Raw genomic sequence first — 19,660 nt, 5'->3', positions numbered from 1 at the left:
CTGAACTGGCGGGCCCCCTTTTTTTGTTTCACGATGACTCCAGCCCGGTAGTTCGCTGGACTGCGACGTAGCCCGATACAGCAGGTTTATCAATAGCTTACGCGCTTCCATCATATGCCGGTGCTTTCTGAAACTTGACCCGGTTCTCCCTCGCGCCGCTCCTATCTGGCTCCTGGAATCCGGGTCGTTCCAAGGAGTCATCATGGCAAAGATCAAGCTCACCAAGACCGCCGTAGAGTCGGCGCAACCCCAGGCGAAGGACATCGAACTACGGGATACCGTCGTGCCCGGCTTCCTTTGCAAGATTACCTCGACGGGACGCCGGGTGTTCATGCTCCAGTACCGCACGAACTCTGGCCAGCCCCGCAAGCCCTCGCTGGGACTCTACGGGGAGCTAACCGTCGAACAGGCGCGGGTCAAAGCGCAGGACTGGCTGGCCGAGGTTCGCCGGGGTGGTGATCCCGGCGGTGCCAAGGCCGAGGCGCGCAAGGCGCCCACGATGGCCGAGTTGTGCAAAAAGTTCATGGAGGACTACTCCAAGAAGCGCAACAAGGTCAGCACGCAGGACGGCTACCAGGGCGTCATCGACCGCAACATCATCCCGCTGCTGGGCCGCAAGAAGGTGCATGACGTGAAGCGGCCCGACATTGCGGGGCTCATGGAAAAGCTGGCCTACAAGCCGACCGAGGCCAACAAGACCTTCGGCGTGCTGCGCAAGATGTTCAACTTGGCCGAAGTCTGGGGCTTCCGCCCGGACGGCACGAATCCGTGCCGCCACGTCCCGATGTACCCGCCGGGCAAGGAAACCCGGCTCATCGTGGACGAGGAAATGGTGCGGATCTTCCGCCAGTTGGAGAAACTGGAGGCGGAGGGGCTGGAGAACTACGTCATCCCGTTGGCGATCCGGCTGCAATTCGAGTTTGCGGCGCGGCGCTCCGAAATCTGCCCGCTCGAATGGAGCTGGCTGGACTTCGAGAACCGGCGCGTGGTGTGGCCCGACAGCAAGGTTGGCGGCATTTCCAAGCCCATGAGCGAGGAAGCCTATCGGCTGCTTTCGACGGCGCCGCGTCTGGAAGGCTGCCCTTACGTCCTGCCGTCGCCGAACGACCCGGCCAAGCACCTGACCTTTGGCGAGCACTATGGCGGCTGGTGCCGGACGCTCAAGGCCGCCAGCGTGCCGCACGTAGGCACGCACGGCATCCGTCATCGCTCGACCACCGACATTGCCAATTCCGGTGTGCCGACCAAAGTGGGAATGAAGCTGACGGGCCACAAGACCGTGGCGATGTTCATGCACTACGTCCACACCGAGGACAAGCCGGTGCGCGAGGCGGCCGAGCTGGTGGCCAGCCGCCGCCAAGCCATCACGGGCGCGCGGCAGCTTGCGGAGGCGGTGGCATGAACGGGCGCCGGCCATCAGCAGCATCGCTCGCAGCGCCCGCGGCGCTGCTGGGCGACATTCGGGCACTGATCGAGGCGGCGCGCTTGCGCGCCGCCTCGACGGTGAATAGCGAGCTTACGATGCTCTACTGGCGCATCGGCCAACGCATCCACACGCAGGTCTTGGACAGGCGCCGGGGCGCCTACGGCAAGGAAGTTCTGCCCACCTTGGCTGCGCAGTTGGTGGAGGAGTACGGCAGCAGCTTTGCAGAGCAGAACTTGCGCCGCATGGTGCAGTTCGCCGCCACCTTCCCCGACGAGCGAATTCTCGTATCACTGATACGAGAATTGAGCTGGACGCACTTCATCGCCCTGATGCCGCTGAAAGACCCGCTCCAGCGGGACTACTACGCACAGATGGCCAGCACCCAACGCTGGAGCGTGCGGACGCTGCGCGAGCGTATCGACTCGATGCTGTACGAGCGCACGGCGCTTTCCCAAAAGCCGGAAGAAACCATAGCGCAGGAGTTGGCGACCCTGCGCGATGCGCAGCGCATGTCGCCGGCCCTGGTCATGCGCGACCCGTACATCCTCGACTTCCTGGGCCTGCGGGACACTTGGCAGGAAGGCGACTTGGAAGCGGCGATCATCCGTGAAATGGAGTCCTTCCTGCTGGAGCTGGGCGCGGGCTTCTCATTCGTCGCCCGGCAGAAGCGCATTCCGATCGACGACGAGGATTTCCACCTTGACCTTCTGTTCTACAACCGCAAGCTGCGGCGGCTGGTTGCGGTGGAGTTGAAGGTAGGTGACTTCAAGGCGGCCTACAAAGGGCAGATGGAGCTTTACCTTCGGTGGCTAGACAAGCACGAACGGGAGCCGGAGGAAGCCTCGCCGCTCGGGATCATCCTTTGCACCGGCAAGAAGCGCGAGCAGATCGAATTGCTGGAGCTGGACAAGTCCGGCATCCACGTTGCCGAGTATCTGACCGCCTTGCCGCCGAGGGGCGTGCTGGTGGAGCGGCTGCAACAGGCAACGCAACGGGCGCAGTTGCAAATCGAGCAGCGCAAGACGGACAACGAGTAGTCCTGTCCCAAGCAGTCGGGCGTCCCGGCGTGCCGCCGTCGCGCTGTCGTGCTGCGCATCGAGCTTCGCTGCGCGAGTCTCGCCCCTGTCGGGCTTCCATCACTGACGCCTCCGTCCCGGCTCGTTGATCCGGGCCTGCGCGCTCCGCTTGCCAAAAATCGACTCTGTGCAGTGGGCGGGTGTGGGCGGTCTTGCTGTTCCCTTCACCGTATCACGGCGTTCTCGCCGTCAAGGGCGGCGCGCGCCATGCGCGCTTGCGTCCTGGCGGCCGTCTGCGACCCCTGACTGCTTGCGCTGCGCCGTGCTGCCGCCGGTTCCGGGCAATTCCGCCCGAGCAACCGGAGCACGATCATGTCGCAACTGTCCTTTCCCTCGTTCGATTCCTGTCTGCTGGTGCGCGACGCGCACGGGCGCTATCTACCGGCATCGGCCGACGACATTCTGGAAGCTGCGCGCCAGGTCATTGACCGGAAAATGCGGCGCGGAGCAGAGTTCACTTCGCCGGCGGCGGTCAAGGAATACTTGCGTACAAAGTTGGCCAGCTTCGAGCATGAGGTGTTCGTAGTGCTGTTCATGGATACGCGCCATCGTCTGATCGAATACAGGGAGATGTTCCACGGCACTATTGACGGTGCGTCGGTGTATCCGCGCGAAGTGGTCAAGGAGGCGCTGCGGCTCAATGCGGCGGCGGTCGTCGTTTCGCACAACCATCCGAGCGGAAACCCCGAGCCGAGCGCGGCTGACCGGGCGCTGACCCAGCGGCTCAAGGAAGCGTTGGGTCTGGTGGACGTGCGCGTGCTCGATCACATCATCGTTGCGGGCAACGAAACGGCATCGTTCGCCGAGCATGGGCTGATCTAGCCCAAGGGGCTTCGGCCCCTTTTTGCTGCGCCTGGTGGCATAGCTATGGCCCTCGCGGCCTGATGCTCAGGCCGTCGCAACCTGAATCATCTCGTCGTAATGTTTCTTGTCCACCTCTTCCAGCCACTGGAAGATGTTCCCGATGACGCTGTGGCTTTCGCCTGCCAAGTTTTCTGCGGATTCCTCTGTTATCTCAATAACGTCGCTATGTGAATACTTATTGATAAAGCGGTAGATTTTTTCTTTAAGCTCTGGTGTCGTGATGGTGCAATCTTTTAGGCCAGCCTCCATCAATTGACTAATGTCGCTTCGACGCCTTGGATATTTGAAGGTGAAAAACGATTCAACAAGCTTTCGGGCGAGGTTGGCGGTCAAGAACGCCTCATCTCGATTGAGTGTTGTGTGCGCCCTATATTCGTAGAGCTTCTTGAAGATATAGTGGTACTCGGAACCGTAGTTCTTGAGTGAGTCGTCGGCATCCACAAGTAGGGAGTGACGAGGGGAGCCAGGTGGCGCATCCAGGCGATAAAAGAAGCAATTCTCGGCGTTGCCTTTTTTGACTCGATTCCTATTGGTGCCAGTGAACCAGTCTCTCACTAGCTTAAAGTAAGTGAAGTTGTGAGTCAGCACAAAAAGTTGCTTGGCTTCAGTGCATTGCGTTCTCAAAAACGAGTAGGCGTGAAACAAGTGATTAGAATCAAAGCTTGAGACCGGATCGTCAACGACGACGATCGTATCCTTGATGTTATTTCCATTTTCTTTGAGCTTCGTGATGAAATAGACAAATGCAATCGCAGTTTTCTCACCTTCGCTCAAATTCCCATCGTGCTCACCAACCCCGTTTCTGATGATCTCATAGCCTTTCTTCTTCTGATTGAAGTTCAGGCAAAGCTCAGAGCGGCCAATGAAGCGATGCAGGATGTCATTGAACTCCTTTGCCCCGACCGTTTCATTCGAGAGCGCCGCTTCTATGGCTCCGACCTCTAGACTAATTTTTTCAATTTCCTTATGGTCGTTCTTTGCTTCTGACTCAAGGTCATTGCACTTCTTCTCACTTCCAGCATAGTCAAACTCTTGCACCTCAGCCGCAGCAAAGTGAAGCTCCAGTGCCACCTTGCTTTTTGAGGTCTCAGATTTGAAATTTGAAGTCTTATTGTTGTGCTTTCCAACGAGAGCAACAATCGATTTCAGGATGTCATTGAAATTGGTGACATCGTCTTCAACCACATCCGAGATCTGAATGTCTGTCTTCCCAGGGTCTGTGATCTTGGCCTTCAGGGCTTCCCGCCAGGCGTCGATTTGCTGGTCGATCTTTTCAGCAGCAGTTGCGTAGTCCTTTTGAAGCTTCTCTGCCTCGGCCGATAGTTCTTTATAAAACTCGGTCGATGCGGGAAACTGATTAGCTGGAGCGCCTTGAGATTCAATCCATGTCGCCGCGTTCTGAAGTCGGCTCTGAAACTCCGTGAACTCCTTGCTGAAGTGGGCAGCAAGCGCCTCGGCACGAAGCTGGGCGAACGGAGAGCCGCAGAACTCGCAGGATTGCGAGTCGTGGTTTTTATGGATTTCCAAGCCTGCTTGAACCCATTCGCGGATTTCCGGGTTATCGGTCAGCCGCTGGATTGCTTGATTGACCGCCGTAGTCCCAATCAAATCTCTGATGCGGCCCGCCGCTTTCTTAAAGTAGTCCGGCTCAATGGCCGTTGAGGCGAAAGCAATGCTTGGAAGCTGATCTGGCTTGGCGGCATTCGTAAGGTCGATAACCCTCTCATCTGGAAGAACCGACTCCGCCTTGATAATTGTCTCGCCGTTATTCTGTATGAAGTTGAAGAGCTTGCGGCGGTCGTAATTCAAGTAATAACTGTCGCTCGTATCAATCGCCTGAAGTCCAAGCTTCATTTTCTTGGCAGCATTGGTCAGGAACTTCTCTAATGCCTCACGCTGCTTCTTGATATCGCTTTGCTTGTCGTCGTGAGCCTTCTTTTTCGACTGAAGCTCGCTCTTCAGCTTCTCCAGCTTCTGCAAGTCATCAATCTTCTCTTTCGCAATAAGAAGGATGCTCTTTACGGATTTGTCCCAATCAATGTTCTCATGCACGAAGCGTTGATTGAAAACATGAATATTCAATTGGGATGAGTGGAGTGTGGATTCCGTGATCGTTGAGCCATCCTCCAGAACTACTGAAAATTGGCCCGTGCTGAAGCGGGGAACCATCGAGCGAAGCTCAAAGCAAGAGAATAGATTCGATAACGTTGACTTGCCTGTTCCATTCCAACCATAGACCAGGTTGTACCGGCCGAACTTTTGGATCTTCGTTCCATTGAAGTCGCTGAAGATTCCGAACTGTTTGAGGCGGTTGATGCAGACAATCATCTCTATATCTCCGTGTTCTTGCTTTCCCATCATTTGCTTGCGAAACAAATGGTAAACGAAGAGTCCTCTTGCGTCTCCGCTTCGCGGATCGCGCTGCTCCAGGTTCGCTAGTCGCTCATCCCTGGCGGGACTGGCTTCGCCAGCCTTCCGCATCGCTGACGCCTACGGCCCGGCTTCCAGCTTCGGGCCTGCGCGCTTCGCTTGCGTGCGGTCAGCACAAAGGGATGGCCGTTGCCTTGTCCAGCCGTCTCCCCTGACTTCATCACCTTACCCGCGACCGTAGCCCGCGACCGTGTGCCGTCAAGGCGCGCAGGGCCGTGTCCTCGGCTGCGCCTGCGGGCCGCACCAACCCTGCGCTTGGCTCCTTGACGGCCCCCGTCCGCGCGCTCCTTTGGGCGCGGGCGATGAACTCAGGAAAGACGGTGGCAACAGGGCCAACCGGGTTCCTCGTGCCGACCGCACCAAACAGCCGAAAGGCTGGGCTCCGAATCTAGAAATCCGGTGTGCGGTGTGAACAGCAAACCTCTTTTGTCAGGAGAAAGACCATGCAACTCGCATCCCGTTTCGCTTTCCGCTCCCCCTCGCTGCGCAGCGATTACCCGCTGTCCGACGACCAGATTCACCGCGTGGCCCCGTCCATCTTCGCGGATGCCCCGCACGAGAGCCGTTCGCAGCGGTACGCCTATATCCCCACCGCCGCCGTGCTGACCGAGCTTCGCAAAGAAGGCTTCCAGCCTTTCATGGTGACGCAAACCCGCGTGCGCGACGAAGGCAAGCGCGAGCACACCAAACACATGATTCGCTTGCGCCATGCCAGCCAGATCAACGGCGCGGAGGCCAACGAAATCGTGCTGCTGAACTCGCACGACGGCACCAGCAGCTATCAGATGCTGGCCGGAATGTTCCGGTTCGTGTGCAGCAATGGCCTTGTCTGCGGCAACACCGTGGCCGATGTGCGAGTGCCCCATAAAGGCGACGTGGCCGGTCTGGTCATTGAGGGGGCTTACGAAGTCTTGAGCGGTTTCGATCGGGTGAAGGAATCGCGCGATGCCATGCGCGGCATCACCTTGGACGATGGCGAATCCGAAGTGTTCGCCCGCGCCGCGCTCGCCCTCAAGTACGACGACCCCGACAAGCCCGCGCCCATCACGGAATCGCAAATCCTGATGCCGCGCCGCTTCGACGACCGCCGCCCCGACCTGTGGAGCGTGTTCAACCGCACCCAAGAAAACCTGACCCAAGGCGGGCTGCGTGGCCGCAGCGCCAACGGGCGCCGACAGCAAACCCGCCCGGTGCAGGGCATCGACCAAAACATCCGACTAAATCGCGCCCTCTGGCTGCTGGCCGATGGCATGCGCCAGTTGAAAGCCTGAATCCCCACGCGGCAGGGGCAGGCAGCAGCCCTTGTCGCTTTCTTCGCTGCTGCATCCCTGAACCGATAGGAGTTATCACCATGAACGCCGTTACCCAAACCGAAGCCCGCGCCATCAACACCGCCGCCGCTATCCCGCTGGAAGCCGCTGATCCGACCAAGAACCTGATTCTGGTTCCGCTGTCGCGGCTGGTGTCGCGTCCCACTGGCCGCAACGTGCGCAAGACCCCGCGCATGTCCATTCCCGAACTCGCCGCCAGCATCCAGCGTGTCGGCCTGCTGCAAAACCTCATCGTGATTGCCGCCGCCGATGGCGAGCATTACGAGGTCGTGGCCGGTGACCGTCGCCTCGCAGCGTTGAAGCTGCTGGCGAAAAAGCACCGCATTAGCAAGGAATGGGAGGTGCCTTGCCTGCTGGTGGCCGATGGCACCGCCCGCACGGCCAGCCTCACCGAGAACGTGCAGCGCGAAGCCATGCACCCCGCCGACCAGTTCGAGGCGTTCGCCGCGCTCGTGGCCGAAGGCCGCAGCATCGAGGACATTGCAGCGGATTTCAGCGTCACGCCGCTGGTGGTGCAGCGCCGTCTGAAACTCGCCAACGTGTCGCCGCGCCTGCTGGCCGACTACCGGGCCGAGGCCGTGAGCCTTGACCAGTTGATGGCCCTCGCCATCACCGACGACCATGCTGCGCAGGAAGCCGCGTTCTACGATGCGCCCACATGGCAGCGCGGCCCGCACAACCTGCGCGACCGCCTGACCGAACGCGAAATCGACGCCTACCGGCATCCGCTGGTGCGCTTTGTCGGGCTGGACGGCTACGAGCAGGAAGGCGGTGGCATCCGCCGCGACCTGTTCGCGGAGGGCGACAAAGGCGTGTATCTGACCGATGCCGCACTGCTGGAACGGCTGGCGCAGGACAAGCTGGCAGGTATCGCCGCCAAGGTGCAGGCCGAGGGCTGGGCGTGGGTGGATGCCACGCCGGGCATGACCCATGCCGATCTGCAAGCCTTCCAGCGTGCGCCAAGGGAACGCCGCAGTCCGAACAAGCGCGACGCGCAGCGCATCGAGAAGCTGCAAACCAAGCTGCACGAACTGGCCGAGGCGGTGGATGCCGCGCTGGACGACGAGGACGAGGAAAAGGCCGATGCCTTGCAGGAAGAAGGCGAACGCCTGGGCGAGCAGTTGCAGGCGCTGGAAGATGGCTTGCTGGACTATGCGGCCAACGTGAAGGCCGCAGCCGGTGCCATTGTCACCATCGACCGCGACGGGCAGGCCGCGATTCATCGCGGGCTGCTGCGCGAAGCGGAGGCCAAGGCACTGCGCACGCTGGAGCGGCTGCGGCAGGGTTTCGGCAGCGAAGGCGAAGCCGCGAACGAGGACGCAGGCGAGGACGACGAGCAGCCCAAGACCGCCGCCATGTCTGACCGACTGGCGCAGCGGTTGAGCGCGCACCGTACCGCTGCGCTGCAAATCGAAGTTGCACGGCATCCGCAAGCAGCGCTGGCCGCCGTGGTGCATGGCATGGTGCAGACCGTCTTGCAGGAAAGGCACTACGGGCACGACCTGCCGCTGGGTGTGCGCCTCACGGTGCAAGACCGGCTGGAAGGCATGGCCCCGGACTGGCCGGAATCACCCGCCGCCGTGGCGCTGCGCGAACTGCAACAGGTGGCAGGCGAAACCTTGCCGGAGGACAGCGCCGAACTGTTCGCCGCGCTGCTGGCGAAATCACAGGATGAACTGGTGCGGCTGTTGGCCGTGTGCTTAGCTTCCACGGTGGACGTGGTGACGCCTCGCGCCACGCCGCACCAGCCCGGCGCGGAACTGGCGCAGGCCGTGGGGCTGGATATGGCCGCGTGGTGGCAGCCCACCAATGAGGGTTACTTCCGGCATGTGCCGAAGGCCGCGATTCTGGAAGCCGTTGGCGGGTTCGCGCCCTCGCACGTCACCCGACTGGCGAAGTTGAAGAAGGGCGACATTGCCAGCGAAGCCGAACGGCTGGCCGCTGGCACCGGCTGGATGCCCGCCATCTTCCGCTCCGAAGGCCCGCAGCAGACCGGGCAGGACGCGCCGGCGGATGGCGAAGCCGAAGCACAGGAAGAAGTGGCCGCCGTGGCGGATGACCAGCCGCAGGCCGAGGCTTTGGCCGCGTGACTTCGCACCGTAGATAGCGCCCCGGTTCCGGCCGGGGCGCTTCATGTTGAGGATGCCTGCCATGACCCACCAACCCGCAAACCGCCCCCGCATAGCTGCGACCTATGCCTCCGGCACGGTGCGCGCCCGCCGCTGGCACGGCGACGGCGACGTGCGCGGCTACCGTCCGCCGCGTGGCTGGACGGCCCGCGCCGACCTGACCGATCTGCATCCCCTCACGGGCCGCGCCTTGCCGCGCGCCGTGTGGTGGATCATCGAAACCAAGGAATAACGAGCCGCACCGGCCCCAAGCCGTGCCGCCTTGGGGCCGGTGGTCGAAAACTCCGGGCGCGGCGGTGGCCGCGCCCGGTTTCACTGCTCAAAGCCAAAACGCCCCATCGCCGCCTTCGGACAGGCGGCGATGGGGCCACGCACAAGGGCGCTCGTGCGCGAAATCCACGAAGCCAGCAAGTGTGGCGGCGCATCGCGCCGCCAACGATTCGACCGAGCCCCGCCGCAATGGGCGGGGCTGGTGTGGCTACGCCCCGGCTTGCTGCGGCAGGTTGCACGAAAGCGTGCCGTCCCCGACGCTGGCGGTTCGTTGTCTGTACGTCACGAAAGACGGTTCACCGACACGCCGCCCAGCCTCGCTTCTATGGAGCTTCCACACCACGCCTCAGTATGTGGCCGTGAGCTGCGGCAGGGGCGCTCTGGCCTTGTCGTCGGGGCATTGACCTGGCCCGCGTCAGGGCGCAAGCCGGTGCAGCCGTCACGCGGGGATGCCGAGTTGGCCACGTCTCCATTCGGGAGCGGGCGGCCTGTGCGTCCTTGTCTTGTTGTGAATCCTGGCGGTGGCGCGGCTGCGCCTTGTGCTTGATGGCCGCAACCTTGCAGCGAAAACAATTTCCCCTGCGCTGCGCGCATTCCTCGCGGGACAAATTCTTTTCGCTTCCAGGTTCTCCACGTTGTTGCGACCGCTGTGCGGTGCGACCAGCCCATCCCCCGCCGGCCGGATCACAACAAGGACGCACTGGCGCGACCTTGTTCAACCCGAAAGGAGAAACATCATGGCTAACATCGGCACCTTCACCGCAGAGAAAGACGGCTTCACCGGCACGCTTCGCACCCTGACGCTCAACGTCAAGGTCAAGCTGGTTCCCAACGACAAGGGCGACACCGAGAACGCCCCCGACTTCCACCTGCAAGCGGCTGGCCACGAAGTCGGCGCAGCGTGGAAGAAGACCAGCGAGGCCGGGCGGGAATACCTGTCCGTATCCATCGACGACCCTTCGTTCCCGGCGACGGTCTATGCCCGCCTGATCGAGAACGAGGACGGCACGCACGACCTGATCTGGTCGCGCAACAAGCCGAAGGCGGCCTGACAGCCGCTTACCGCGTCCCGCCCACTGCGGCGGGGCGCGATGCTGCTGATCGCAGCACCGCACGCGCAGGATTTCTGCTGCTGCCGCGTGCTGGATACGCCCGTCACGGCGGGCCTGCATGCGTGCCTTGTGGCTCGCAATCCGTGTCAACGAGCGGTGTGTGGCGTGTCGGCGCTGTAAGCGCCGCCGGGCTTTCGGGCTTCGCCCCGTGCCGGCAAGCCGTCACGGCCATCCGGCTTCAATCCCTCACGCCTTCGCGCCTGCGGCGCTGCGCGCTCCGCTTGCTGCAATTCAGTACCACACGCCAACGCGCTAAGGCGTGTCGGGCTCTTCCAATATCGCCCTGAGTTCCTGGCGCACCTGTGCCAGCAATTCATCAGCTTCGCGGGTGCTGTCACCGGCATAAGCCAATGTGAGCAGCGTGAGCGGATGCACTTCCATGACCTCGCACAGATCGGCCAGCTTCTGGATGGTTGGGCTTTTCAGGTCGCGCTCCAGCGTGCTCATGTAGGTGCGACTGGACACGTTGGAGAACGCTTCCTGGCTCAAACCACGCGCCTTCCTTACCGTCCGAATCGCCGCTGCCAATGAGTTCTTCGCTGCCACCTATGGTTTCCCCAAAAAACCAAGATGACAGCCCATTGCGCCCTATAGGACTACAATCTATAGTGTTCATTTGGTGGTGATGTTTTCCTTTTCCGTGCTTTTACGGAGATCCGCATCTGCGGATTTCCTCAGACCCAGGGAACCGCATCCGTGTCTTTCCTGACTTCCACCAATACGCCTTCGTGCCTCTCCGCTTTTGCGGCTTCGTGCGCTTGCGCATACGTGCATCCGTCCGCAGGCACAGATGCGCCTCGGCGATTGCGTGTGTTCGTGGAAGGGGCGCGGCCTTGACCACGCTTGTCACCGAGGAAGACCGGGTGCACCTACTGGCCCACGGCCTCACCCGCGCCGCAGGCCAGGAATGTGACCCGCTGCCCGTGGTGCGCCTGTTCACACCGGACGCACATGCGACCTGGCTATTGGCCGCGCTCGATCCGACCGATGGCGATACGGCCTACGGCCTGATCGACCTCGGGATCGGGATGCCTGCCCTGGCGACGGTGAAGCTGTCCGATCTGGCGTCCATCGTCGGGCCGCTCAAGCAGCCCGTGATACGAGATCGGTATTTCCAGCCGACGCGGCCGCTGTCGGAATACGTTCGACTGGCTCAGGAAAACGGTTCGATCACCGATTGACGCATTCCAGCGCGACCAGGCAAAAAGTATCGCATTGTGACTATTTCGGTCTTAGCCAAGACCTGGCAAGTCTTGATCCGCATGCTTGCACCAGGGTGGTGCGCTCCTGACCAAAACAGTCATGATGCCAGGCGCGAGATTCGGCACGGTGTTCAATGCTGCACCCCATTTCCGGGCGGTGCAGTCGTCGCATTTAGACGATTTCGGCAATGCACTGGAGCGAATCTGTCTTGACACCAGCAGTTAAAGCGTAACCCGAGTTTGATGACCACTTGATGGCGATTCGATAGCTCCCGCACAGCGGAATTGTGGCGACGTTCCCAGAAACAGGGAGGTTTCGCCATGACTGACCGCAGCAGCCAACACTGGTATCCCACGGCCGCGTATCTCTACACGCTGCACCTCGATGGCCCAGCGCTGGCTTGGGAGTATTTGCGCAGGAATCCAAGCTACCGGCGCGACTGGCTACGCCGGCGTCGCAAGCCTGATGCGGCGCAGGCCTGGGGCCTGCGCCTGCTGGAAGATCCCGGCCTGGATGCGCGCGACGCACATCCTGCTTGGTTCCCCGATCACGATGCCGTGGTGCAGCTATACCCCGACGCCGACCCACCACCCGATGCGCATACCTTCGAGTTCTGGCGCATTCCTGGGCGCAAGCAACTGACCCACGACGGCAAGCGCCTGGTGCTCGTATCGCATTGGCCAGGCTGCTGCGTTCGGCTGGCACTCGCACCCGACCTGGAAGATGGTTCGGCCTATCTCTACGCCACACGCGCCTGCGCCACGCCCTGTGCGCGCTACCGCACGCTCGCTGCGAAGCTGGATGCGCTATCTGCCGCAACCGTGGCCACGCCTGTGGCAACAGCCCGCTCCCGCCCCACGCCCGCCGCGCTGCTGGAACTGCATACCTTGCAAGCGCTCGACGCGACCCTCGCGGGAGCCTCCTTGCGCGAGGTGGGCGAAGGTCTGTTCGGCGCGGATGCCGTCGCGGCCGACTGGCACAAAGACAGTGCATTGCGTGCCCGCGTACGGCGGCTGGTACGCCGCGGCGATGAGCTGATGCACGGCGGCTACCGCCGACTAGCGCAGCTTCCAATGTTCCCGTCGCATTAGGGGGGACGTTTCTCGACCCGTGCGAATCGTCCCTTAGCAAGAAGCCTTGCTTTCTTGAGAGTGCCTCTATCCGGCCGCGTGGTGTGGCCGGGCTTGATGGAGGTACATCCCATGCGACCTGCTCCCTCGCGGCCTGCCGCCGCTGCCGTCACTGCGACCTCGCAGCCTCAACGCTACCTGACAAACGACGAAGCCGCCGACTACCTGCGGCTGTCGCCGCGCACGCTGGAGAAGCAGCGGGTGATCGGCGGCGGCCCCAAGTTCCGCAAGTTCGGCCGCCGCGTCATGTACGCGGTGTCCGACCTCGATGCCTGGGCCGACCAGCGCAGCTACGAGGCCACGTCCGATCCCGAATACGCCGAGCGCCACGCGGGCGACTACCGTGATGGCCGCTGATCGTCGGCGCGTGGGTGGCCTTCGCCATGTCCAGCCCGCCAGGGCAAGCCTTGCCGCAGCGCGAACAGCTCGATCTGTTCCGCGCGCTGCCGGGCGACATGGCGCCACGCGATTCCCAGGACTTGATGGCCTTTCCGTTCTTCTCGCTTGCCAAGTCGCGGCGCACGGCGCCGATCGACTTCCGCAGCGGGAACGTCACCATTCGCGTGGAAGGCACGCAGGAGCACGGCATCGCAACGATATGGGATGCCGACGTGCTGATATGGGCCGCCTCGCAGATCGTGGAGGCGCGCGACGCGGGCCTGCGCCCGTCGCGCTGGATACGCGCCACGCCTTACGAGATTTTGCGCTTCATCGGGCGCGGCACGTCCCTCAACGACTACCAGCGCCTGAAGGCCGCCCTCGACCGGCTGCAATCGACCACGGTGGCCACGTCCATCCGCGAAACCACGGGAAGGCGCTTGCATCGCTTCTCGTGGATCAACGAGTGGAAGGAACTCGCCGACGCCAGCGGCACCCCGCTGGGCATCGAGCTGATCTTGCCGGACTGGTTCTATGCCGGCGTGCTCGACGCCGCCCTGGTGCTGACCATCGACCCGGCCTATTTCCGCTTGAAGGGCGGTATCGAACGCTGGCTGTACCGCCTGGTGCGCAAGCATGGCGGGCGGCAGGAGCACGGCTGGCAATTCGACTTCCGACACCTGTACCGCAAATCCGGCAGCGCGGCCCGCTTCTCGGACTTCGCCTACGACGTGCGCGCCCTGGTGGCGCGGCAGTCGTTGCCCGGCTACGTCCTCGGCATCGAGCGGATGCCGGACGACAACACCGAGCTGCTGACCTTCCGGCCCGTGCCGCACGCGGCACGGGGATAACTGCGGGAGAACCTGTGGACGGCCTCGTGCTATCAGGAGTACCGGGTATCGTGCTATCAGGAGTACGACCCTCGTGCTATCAGGAGTACGAAAACGCCGGAAAGCCAACAACGGCGCGGGTTTGCGTTCCCTCTAACTTACCTAACAAGAAATACATAACTTTTAGTAGAAGCGCGCCGTTTCGGTGGACAACCACGAAACGGCACGGCCAGGCCGGCTTTCCAGCTCGGAGGGCCGCGCCATGATCTTCGCGTTTCTCAACCAGAAAGGCGGCGTCGGCAAGACCACGCTCGCCACGCACATCGCCGGCGAACTGGCGATGCGCGGCCTGCATGTCATCCTGCTGGATGCCGACCCGCAGGGGTCATCGCTCGACTGGACGCAGCGGCGTAGCCAGCAGGGCCTGCCCCGTCTGTTCAGCGCCGTGGGCCTTGCCCGCGAAACGCTGCATCAGGAAGCGCCAGAACTCGCCAGGCGGGCCGATCACATCATCATCGACGGCCCGCCGCGCATCGCCGCCCTCGCGCGTTCCGCGCTGCTGGCGGCCGAGCGCGTGCTGATCCCCGTGCAGCCCAGCCCCTACGACGTATGGGCTTCTGCCGAGATGGTCGCACTGATCCGCGAAGCACAGGTGTTCCGGCCAGCGCTGCGCGCGGCCTTCGTCATCAACCGGCGCGTCAGCACCACCATCATCGGCAGGGAGGCACGGCAATCGCTGGCCGAACAGCCGCTGCCCGCGCTGCGCTCGGAGATCCACCAGCGCATCGTCTTTGCCGACAGCGTAGCCGCTGGCCGGCTCGCCCGCGAAACCGCGCCCGACAGCGCCGCTGCCCGCGAGATCGCCGCGCTCACCGACGAACTGCTGCGGTGGCCGACATGACTGGGAAGCCACCACCACGCAGCAAGCGCGTCGGCATCGGTGCGCGTCCCCCAGCGAATCCGCACGCCGAAGCGTGGATTCGCCAGGGCGACGCAGATGCCGTGCAGAAAGGCGACCTCTACACCGCTCGACTGACGCTCGACATCACGCCCGCCATGCGGGCGCGCATCAAGGTGTCGGCCTTCACGCGAGGCGTGACCGTAGCCGAACTGCTGCGCGACCTGCTGGAGCGGGAGTTTCCCCCGGAGGGCACGCCGTGAACGCATCCGCTTCGACCGCCCACACCCCCAAAGCAAGTGCGCCCACGGCTGCGCCGCCGCCGGCGCCTTCGACACTCGCCGGCCAGGCCGGCAACGTGCCGCTGACGCGCGTGGCGCTGGCCTACATCGAACCGCGCTTCAAGCTCTACCTGCGCTTCGGCGAACCGGCGCGCACGCTCCAGCTCGACCGCTGGCGGCGCTGCGCCGTGTTCCTGCCGAACGCGGTTCTGTGCCGCATCCGTTGGCAGGCCAACGACTACGGCACGATCCGCTGGCAGCTCATGGTGATGCAGACCGCCACGCCGCTGGACGCCGTGCAGCGCATCCCCGGCGTGCAGCCGGGCGCGCGTCTGCTGCTGCACGCCGAAGGCGATGCCAACGTGCGCGCCGTGCTGGAACGCATCGACGGCATCGAGGCGCTGGGCATCGCAGCCGCAGACACATCGCCCGCGTACTGGCGCACGCTCGCGAACCGGCTCGCAGCGCGCTCGGCGCTACCCACATACACCGCAGAACGGCACGCCGCCTGGCTGGCCGGGAGGGCATTGCCATGACCACGATTTCCACGACCGGCCCCGTGCCGCATCCTCGCTCGCGCCTGCGCGCTCGCCTCGTGCTGGCAGGCTTCGCCACCGTCGGCCTCGCTGCGCTGGCCTGGGCGGCGTTCGTGCAGCCCCTGCCGCGAATGGCCTACAACCCGTCCGACAGCGTGGCGGTCGGTTGGTATCGCATCGAACCGTTCGACCCGCGCACCGCCTCGCGGCCACGTCCGCTGTCCGTGGACAGCATCGTGCTGATGCCGCTGCCCGACAGGGCCGCCATGCTGGCTGCGCAGCGCGGCTACCTGCCGACCCGCGTTCCGCTGCTCAAACGTGTGGGCGCAGTCGCGCCACAACACGTTTGCATCGTCGCCGGCCAGGTTCGCATCGACGGCGTGCCGGTGGCCGCCGCCCTGCCTGCCGACCGGCTGGGCCGGCCGCTGCCATCCTTGCAGCTTTGCCGCCGTCTCCAACCGGGCGAACTGTTCCTGTTGAGCGCGACCAACCCGGCGTCGTTCGACAGCCGCTATTTCGGGCCGGTCAGCGCGTTCGCCGTGATCGGCGTTGCGCATCCGATCTGGCTGGAGACACGTCCATGATGGCCGCCGATTCGCTGCACTTTGCCGCGCCTCTCATCGTGCCATCGGGCATGTCGTTCTACTGTTCGTCGCCGTGTCGTCGCGCGTGCAGTGCGGGTGCATTCGCACCGCACTTCGCGCTGCCTTCGGCGCAGCCGCCCAACGTGCAGGCGTCTTGCCTCGAACGCGCCTGGCCTGCGGCCATTGGCGTGTTCGCCGGCGGGCTGGCTGCTCGTGCAGCAGCGCCGCCGGGCCGCCGATGCCCGGAGCGGGAGCGAGGGGCAAAGGCGGAAGGCAAGACAAAAGGGTTCGGCACTCTGCCGCCCGCAAAGCCAGTCTGCACGTGGGGGTGGCGCGGCACGGCGCGGCTTCGCCGCCGTGCCGCGTGGGGCGCGAGGCACGCGCCGATGCAGGCATGTCCGCGTGCTTCGCACGCTCGGACACGCCGGAGCTTGCAGGGAGCACAGCCATGACCGACCGCGGCGACCATGATTTCTGGGTGCGCCCTGGCGCGCCGAAGAACCGAGGCAAAGGCCAGGGCCAGAGCTTCGTTTCCAAGGTGCTCAAGCAGGCTGGCAAGGCCAGCGGCGGCAAGTCGGCGGTGCGCCGTCCTACCGCTGGCGGGAGCGGCCAGCACGCCGGCCAGCGGCCCGGCTCACGGCTTGGACGCGGCCATACGGCGGCGCGCTTCGCAGGCGCAAAGCTGACCCCTATGTCACGGCGCGTGACCATCAAGACGCTGCTGGTCAACCAGCGCAACGCCAGTCCGCAGTCGCTCGCCAAGCACCTGCGCTACATCGAGCGCGACGGTGCCGGCCGGAACGGCGAGCCGGGCCGTGCCTACGGGCCGCAGACCGACGAAGCCGACCTCGATGCCTTCAAGGAACGCTGCCAGGACGACCGACATCATTTCCGCTTCATCGTCTCACCTGAAGACAGTGCGGAGCTGGACGACCTGCGCACCTACACCCGGCACCTGATGAACCGGATGGAGGCCGACCTGGGGACGCGGCTGGATTGGGTGGCGGTCGATCACTGGAACACCGACAACCCGCACACGCACCTGATCGTGCGCGGACGCGACGATACCGGCAAAGACCTCATCATCGCGGGCGACTACATCGCCCACGGCTTCCGCCATCGCGCCGCCGAGCTGGCGACGGAATGGCTGGGGCCGCGCACCGAACTGGAGATCCAGCAGACCTTGCAGCGCGAGGTGGAGCAAGAGCGGTGGACGAGCCTCGACCGCACGTTGCAGCGCGAGGCCGGCGAGGATGGCCGGGTGCAGATCGAACGCTTCAACGAACCCCGGCTGCAACGCCAGCGCCTGCTGCTGATCGGCCGCCTGCAACACTTGCAGCGCCTGGGCCTGGCCGACGAGGTGCAGCCCGGCACCTGGGCCGTCCATGCGGACGCGGAGAAGACCTTGCGTGCCCTGGGCGAGCGTGGCGACATCATCCGAACGATGCAGCGGGCCATGAGCGGCAAGCCTCGCGAGCTGGCGGTGTTCGAGCCGGGCGACGACGGCCGCACTATCGTCGGTCGCGTGGCTGCTAAGGGTCTGGCCGACGAGCTGCACGACCGCGGCTATCTGGTCATCGACGGGTTGGACGGCAAAGCCCACTACGTCGCGTTGGACGCCCGCGACGAGCTGGCGAACTATCCCATCGGCGCGGTGGTGGAGGTACGCGGTTCCGCCGAGGTGCGGGCGGCCGACAAGAACATCGCCACGCTGGCGAGCAATGGCCTGTACCGCACCGATCACCACCTGGCGATCGAGCAAGGCCGAGCCAAGCCCGGCCGCGACCCGCAAGAGGCTGTGGCGGCCCATATCCGCCGGCTGGAAGCCCTACGGCGGGCCGGCATCGTGGAGCGCGTGGCCGAGGGGTTATGGAAGGTGCCGGACGACTTGGCCGAGCGTGGCCGCCAGTACGACGCGCAGCGGCTGGGCGGCGTGGCGGTCGAACTGAAATCGCATCTGCCGATTGAACGGCAGGCCCGCGTCATCGGCGCGACCTGGCTGGATCAGCAGTTGATCGGCGGCGGCAAGGGACTGGGCGACCTGGGCTTTGGCGGCGATGCTAGGCAAGCCTTGCAGCAGCGCGCCGACTTCCTCGAAGAACAGGGGCTGGCCCAGCGGCGCGGGCAGCGGCTGATTCTCTCCCGGAATCTGCTGGAAACGCTGCGCAATCGGGAGCTGGCGCAGGCCGCCCAGCACATTGCCGCCGATAGCGGATTGGAGCATCGGCACGTCACAGACGGGCAGCGCGTAGCCGGCATCTACCGGCGCTCGGTCATGCTCGCCAGCGGTCGCTATGCGCTGCTCGATGACGGCATGGGATTCAGTCTGGTGCCTTGGCGGCCGATAATCGAGCCACGACTGGGGCAGCAGATCGCCGCGACTGTACGCGGCGGCGGTGTGTCATGGGAGGTTGGACGGCAAAGAGGTCCTGGGATTGGATCGGGGCCGTAGGCTGTCGTACCGAGTTAAGGTGTCGAGCAGCGTTTTGGCCCTAGCTTCTGTGCTCCGTTAAGACGACTAGTCTGTGCTTATCGACGACGCTGTGGGTGCATGGTTGCTTGCCAATTCCGGTGCAACTCGCAAACGCGCTGCCCCGACCTGAACTGCCCATTCAACGATCTGCCCGGCCAATATATCCGTGGCGACACCGAACGCGCTCACCACATCGGCCTCTCGCTTGCTGCCTGTGGCTTGGATTGCTTCGAAGCGTCTACTGGCAATAGCAGTCCGTTTGGCCGGATCGACCAGTTGCACATCGAGCCGAACCGCGGCGATCGCTTCAGTGCCGCGGTATTCGAGCTGGAACGCCCGCAGCGTACTGCGCAACTCCATATCGGCGCTCATTGGGGTGCTATCGGTAATCACGGAAGTCGACCGCCCATCGCGCATGAAGGCTTCGACGATTCGGTCACGCAGCAGCACCGGTGCGGGGTCGGCCCAACGCACTCCTTGCCAAGCCGACAAGCGACCATCGGGCTGCGCAATGAACAGCCGCTCCGAATCCAGGACGCGACTACTCTCAGGGGCGTAGACGCGCAGCGCCCCGGGTCCCGGAACGGCGCGCGGCGTACTCTCCGCCTGGGCGATGTGATAGTCGGGCAATTTGTAGGTGACCATTGGAGCTGCTTTGGGAAGCACACTGCACGCGGACAAGCCGAGTACTAGCGTCATAGTCACGGCA

General features: G+C 63.7%; 19 protein-coding genes. 16 read left to right on the top strand and 3 right to left on the bottom strand.

The window, feature by feature from the left end:
• The first annotated feature begins 202 nt into the window (after positions 1-202).
• From AC0XWG_RS23565 to radC, 3 genes are all read left to right on the top strand, one after another.
• Complete coding sequence (locus AC0XWG_RS23565; protein WP_001062689.1) at positions 203-1,402, top strand: tyrosine-type recombinase/integrase; 1,200 nt, start codon at positions 203-205, stop codon at positions 1,400-1,402.
• The gene (locus AC0XWG_RS23560) at positions 1,399-2,463 is read left to right on the top strand and encodes a PDDEXK nuclease domain-containing protein (RefSeq protein WP_003092331.1); all 1,065 of its coding nucleotides are present in this window, start codon (positions 1,399-1,401) and stop codon (positions 2,461-2,463) included. Before AC0XWG_RS23565 ends, AC0XWG_RS23560 begins: the two co-directional genes overlap by 4 nt.
• A 351-nt stretch (positions 2,464-2,814) precedes the next feature.
• Positions 2,815-3,324: a RadC family protein gene (radC, locus tag AC0XWG_RS23555; RefSeq protein WP_003092330.1), complete on the top strand. Its 510-nt coding sequence runs from the start codon at positions 2,815-2,817 to the stop codon at positions 3,322-3,324.
• Between the two features lie 66 nt (positions 3,325-3,390).
• Here radC and AC0XWG_RS23550 read toward each other — a convergent pair whose 3' ends face one another.
• Positions 3,391-5,847 carry an ATP-binding protein gene (locus AC0XWG_RS23550; protein ID WP_001223964.1) on the bottom strand — a complete coding sequence of 819 codons (2,457 nt, stop codon included), beginning with the start codon at positions 5,845-5,847 and terminating at the stop codon, positions 3,391-3,393.
• A gap of 392 nt (positions 5,848-6,239) precedes the next feature.
• Between AC0XWG_RS23550 and AC0XWG_RS23545 the strand changes: the two genes are divergently transcribed.
• From AC0XWG_RS23545 to AC0XWG_RS23530, 4 genes are all read left to right on the top strand, one after another.
• Entirely contained in the window at positions 6,240-7,067 is an 828-nt protein-coding gene (locus tag AC0XWG_RS23545; RefSeq protein WP_003092327.1) for a DUF932 domain-containing protein, read from the top strand.
• 80 nt (positions 7,068-7,147) lie between these two features.
• Complete coding sequence (locus AC0XWG_RS23540; protein ID WP_000994919.1) at positions 7,148-9,217, top strand: ParB/RepB/Spo0J family partition protein; 2,070 nt, start codon at positions 7,148-7,150, stop codon at positions 9,215-9,217.
• 61 nt (positions 9,218-9,278) lie between these two features.
• Positions 9,279-9,488: a hypothetical protein gene (locus AC0XWG_RS23535; RefSeq protein WP_022580212.1), complete on the top strand. Its 210-nt coding sequence runs from the start codon at positions 9,279-9,281 to the stop codon at positions 9,486-9,488.
• Positions 9,489-10,263: 775 nt separating this feature from the next.
• Positions 10,264-10,578, top strand: coding sequence for a DUF736 domain-containing protein (locus AC0XWG_RS23530; protein ID WP_001273857.1), 315 nt, complete (start codon positions 10,264-10,266; stop codon positions 10,576-10,578).
• Between the two features lie 312 nt (positions 10,579-10,890).
• On the opposite strand, the gene AC0XWG_RS23525 is transcribed toward AC0XWG_RS23530, so the two are convergent.
• Positions 10,891-11,184: a helix-turn-helix domain-containing protein gene (locus AC0XWG_RS23525; protein ID WP_006379425.1), complete on the bottom strand. Its 294-nt coding sequence runs from the start codon at positions 11,182-11,184 to the stop codon at positions 10,891-10,893.
• A 287-nt stretch (positions 11,185-11,471) separates the two neighbouring features.
• Between AC0XWG_RS23525 and AC0XWG_RS23520 the strand changes: the two genes are divergently transcribed.
• The 9 genes from AC0XWG_RS23520 (at position 11,472) to AC0XWG_RS23480 (ending at position 18,930) form a co-directional block, all read left to right on the top strand.
• Positions 11,472-11,819: a DUF2958 domain-containing protein gene (locus tag AC0XWG_RS23520; protein WP_016487838.1), complete on the top strand. Its 348-nt coding sequence runs from the start codon at positions 11,472-11,474 to the stop codon at positions 11,817-11,819.
• Between the two features lie 342 nt (positions 11,820-12,161).
• A complete protein-coding gene (locus AC0XWG_RS23515; protein WP_003092318.1) occupies positions 12,162-12,932 on the top strand; it encodes a DUF2285 domain-containing protein in 771 nt (256 codons plus the stop codon).
• 111 nt (positions 12,933-13,043) lie between these two features.
• Positions 13,044-13,328, top strand: coding sequence for a helix-turn-helix transcriptional regulator (locus AC0XWG_RS23510; RefSeq protein ID WP_001247107.1), 285 nt, complete (start codon positions 13,044-13,046; stop codon positions 13,326-13,328).
• Between the two features lie 50 nt (positions 13,329-13,378).
• On the top strand, positions 13,379-14,200 hold the full coding sequence (locus tag AC0XWG_RS23505; protein ID WP_022580213.1) for a replication initiator protein A: 822 nt from the start codon (positions 13,379-13,381) through the stop codon (positions 14,198-14,200).
• Between the two features lie 241 nt (positions 14,201-14,441).
• Positions 14,442-15,080 carry a ParA family partition ATPase gene (gene parA, locus AC0XWG_RS23500; protein ID WP_003092312.1) on the top strand — a complete coding sequence of 213 codons (639 nt, stop codon included), beginning with the start codon at positions 14,442-14,444 and terminating at the stop codon, positions 15,078-15,080.
• On the top strand, positions 15,077-15,340 hold the full coding sequence (locus tag AC0XWG_RS23495; RefSeq protein ID WP_000147048.1) for a hypothetical protein: 264 nt from the start codon (positions 15,077-15,079) through the stop codon (positions 15,338-15,340). The genes parA and AC0XWG_RS23495 overlap by 4 nt, the downstream gene beginning before the upstream one ends.
• Entirely contained in the window at positions 15,337-15,894 is a 558-nt protein-coding gene (locus AC0XWG_RS23490; protein ID WP_023093372.1) for a DUF2840 domain-containing protein, read from the top strand. Before AC0XWG_RS23495 ends, AC0XWG_RS23490 begins: the two co-directional genes overlap by 4 nt.
• Positions 15,891-16,478 carry a S26 family signal peptidase gene (locus tag AC0XWG_RS23485; protein ID WP_003092304.1) on the top strand — a complete coding sequence of 196 codons (588 nt, stop codon included), beginning with the start codon at positions 15,891-15,893 and terminating at the stop codon, positions 16,476-16,478. The genes AC0XWG_RS23490 and AC0XWG_RS23485 overlap by 4 nt, the downstream gene beginning before the upstream one ends.
• A 448-nt stretch (positions 16,479-16,926) precedes the next feature.
• The gene (locus tag AC0XWG_RS23480; RefSeq protein ID WP_000132148.1) at positions 16,927-18,930 is read left to right on the top strand and encodes a relaxase/mobilization nuclease domain-containing protein; all 2,004 of its coding nucleotides are present in this window, start codon (positions 16,927-16,929) and stop codon (positions 18,928-18,930) included.
• A gap of 66 nt (positions 18,931-18,996) precedes the next feature.
• On the opposite strand, the gene AC0XWG_RS23475 is transcribed toward AC0XWG_RS23480, so the two are convergent.
• On the bottom strand, positions 18,997-19,596 hold the full coding sequence (locus tag AC0XWG_RS23475; RefSeq protein WP_003124411.1) for an ABC-type transport auxiliary lipoprotein family protein: 600 nt from the start codon (positions 19,594-19,596) through the stop codon (positions 18,997-18,999).
• Positions 19,597-19,660 lie beyond the last annotated feature (64 nt).

It is taken from the genome of Enterobacter sp. DVT3837, from assembly GCF_056238685.1.
The sequence above is the reverse complement of the archived record's forward strand: the minus strand, read 5'-3'. Positions and strand labels throughout refer to the sequence as shown.

What these genes read in the sequence shown, in the direction of transcription:
- AC0XWG_RS23550 (WP_001223964.1), bottom strand. Translation starts at nt 5,847, where the DNA reads ATGCGGAAGGCTGGCGAAGCCAGTCCCGCCAGGGATGAGCGACTAGCG.
- AC0XWG_RS23480 (WP_000132148.1), top strand. Translation starts at nt 16,927, where the DNA reads ATGACCGACCGCGGCGACCATGATTTCTGGGTGCGCCCTGGCGCGCCG.
- AC0XWG_RS23565 (WP_001062689.1), top strand. Translation starts at nt 203, where the DNA reads ATGGCAAAGATCAAGCTCACCAAGACCGCCGTAGAGTCGGCGCAACCC.
- parA (WP_003092312.1), top strand. Translation starts at nt 14,442, where the DNA reads ATGATCTTCGCGTTTCTCAACCAGAAAGGCGGCGTCGGCAAGACCACG.
- AC0XWG_RS23515 (WP_003092318.1), top strand. Translation starts at nt 12,162, where the DNA reads ATGACTGACCGCAGCAGCCAACACTGGTATCCCACGGCCGCGTATCTC.
- AC0XWG_RS23495 (WP_000147048.1), top strand. Translation starts at nt 15,077, where the DNA reads ATGACTGGGAAGCCACCACCACGCAGCAAGCGCGTCGGCATCGGTGCG.
- AC0XWG_RS23475 (WP_003124411.1), bottom strand. Translation starts at nt 19,596, where the DNA reads ATGGTCACCTACAAATTGCCCGACTATCACATCGCCCAGGCGGAGAGT.
- AC0XWG_RS23545 (WP_003092327.1), top strand. Translation starts at nt 6,240, where the DNA reads ATGCAACTCGCATCCCGTTTCGCTTTCCGCTCCCCCTCGCTGCGCAGC.
- AC0XWG_RS23485 (WP_003092304.1), top strand. Translation starts at nt 15,891, where the DNA reads ATGACCACGATTTCCACGACCGGCCCCGTGCCGCATCCTCGCTCGCGC.
- AC0XWG_RS23530 (WP_001273857.1), top strand. Translation starts at nt 10,264, where the DNA reads ATGGCTAACATCGGCACCTTCACCGCAGAGAAAGACGGCTTCACCGGC.
- AC0XWG_RS23540 (WP_000994919.1), top strand. Translation starts at nt 7,148, where the DNA reads ATGAACGCCGTTACCCAAACCGAAGCCCGCGCCATCAACACCGCCGCC.
- AC0XWG_RS23560 (WP_003092331.1), top strand. Translation starts at nt 1,399, where the DNA reads ATGAACGGGCGCCGGCCATCAGCAGCATCGCTCGCAGCGCCCGCGGCG.
- AC0XWG_RS23535 (WP_022580212.1), top strand. Translation starts at nt 9,279, where the DNA reads ATGACCCACCAACCCGCAAACCGCCCCCGCATAGCTGCGACCTATGCC.
- radC (WP_003092330.1), top strand. Translation starts at nt 2,815, where the DNA reads ATGTCGCAACTGTCCTTTCCCTCGTTCGATTCCTGTCTGCTGGTGCGC.
- AC0XWG_RS23510 (WP_001247107.1), top strand. Translation starts at nt 13,044, where the DNA reads ATGCGACCTGCTCCCTCGCGGCCTGCCGCCGCTGCCGTCACTGCGACC.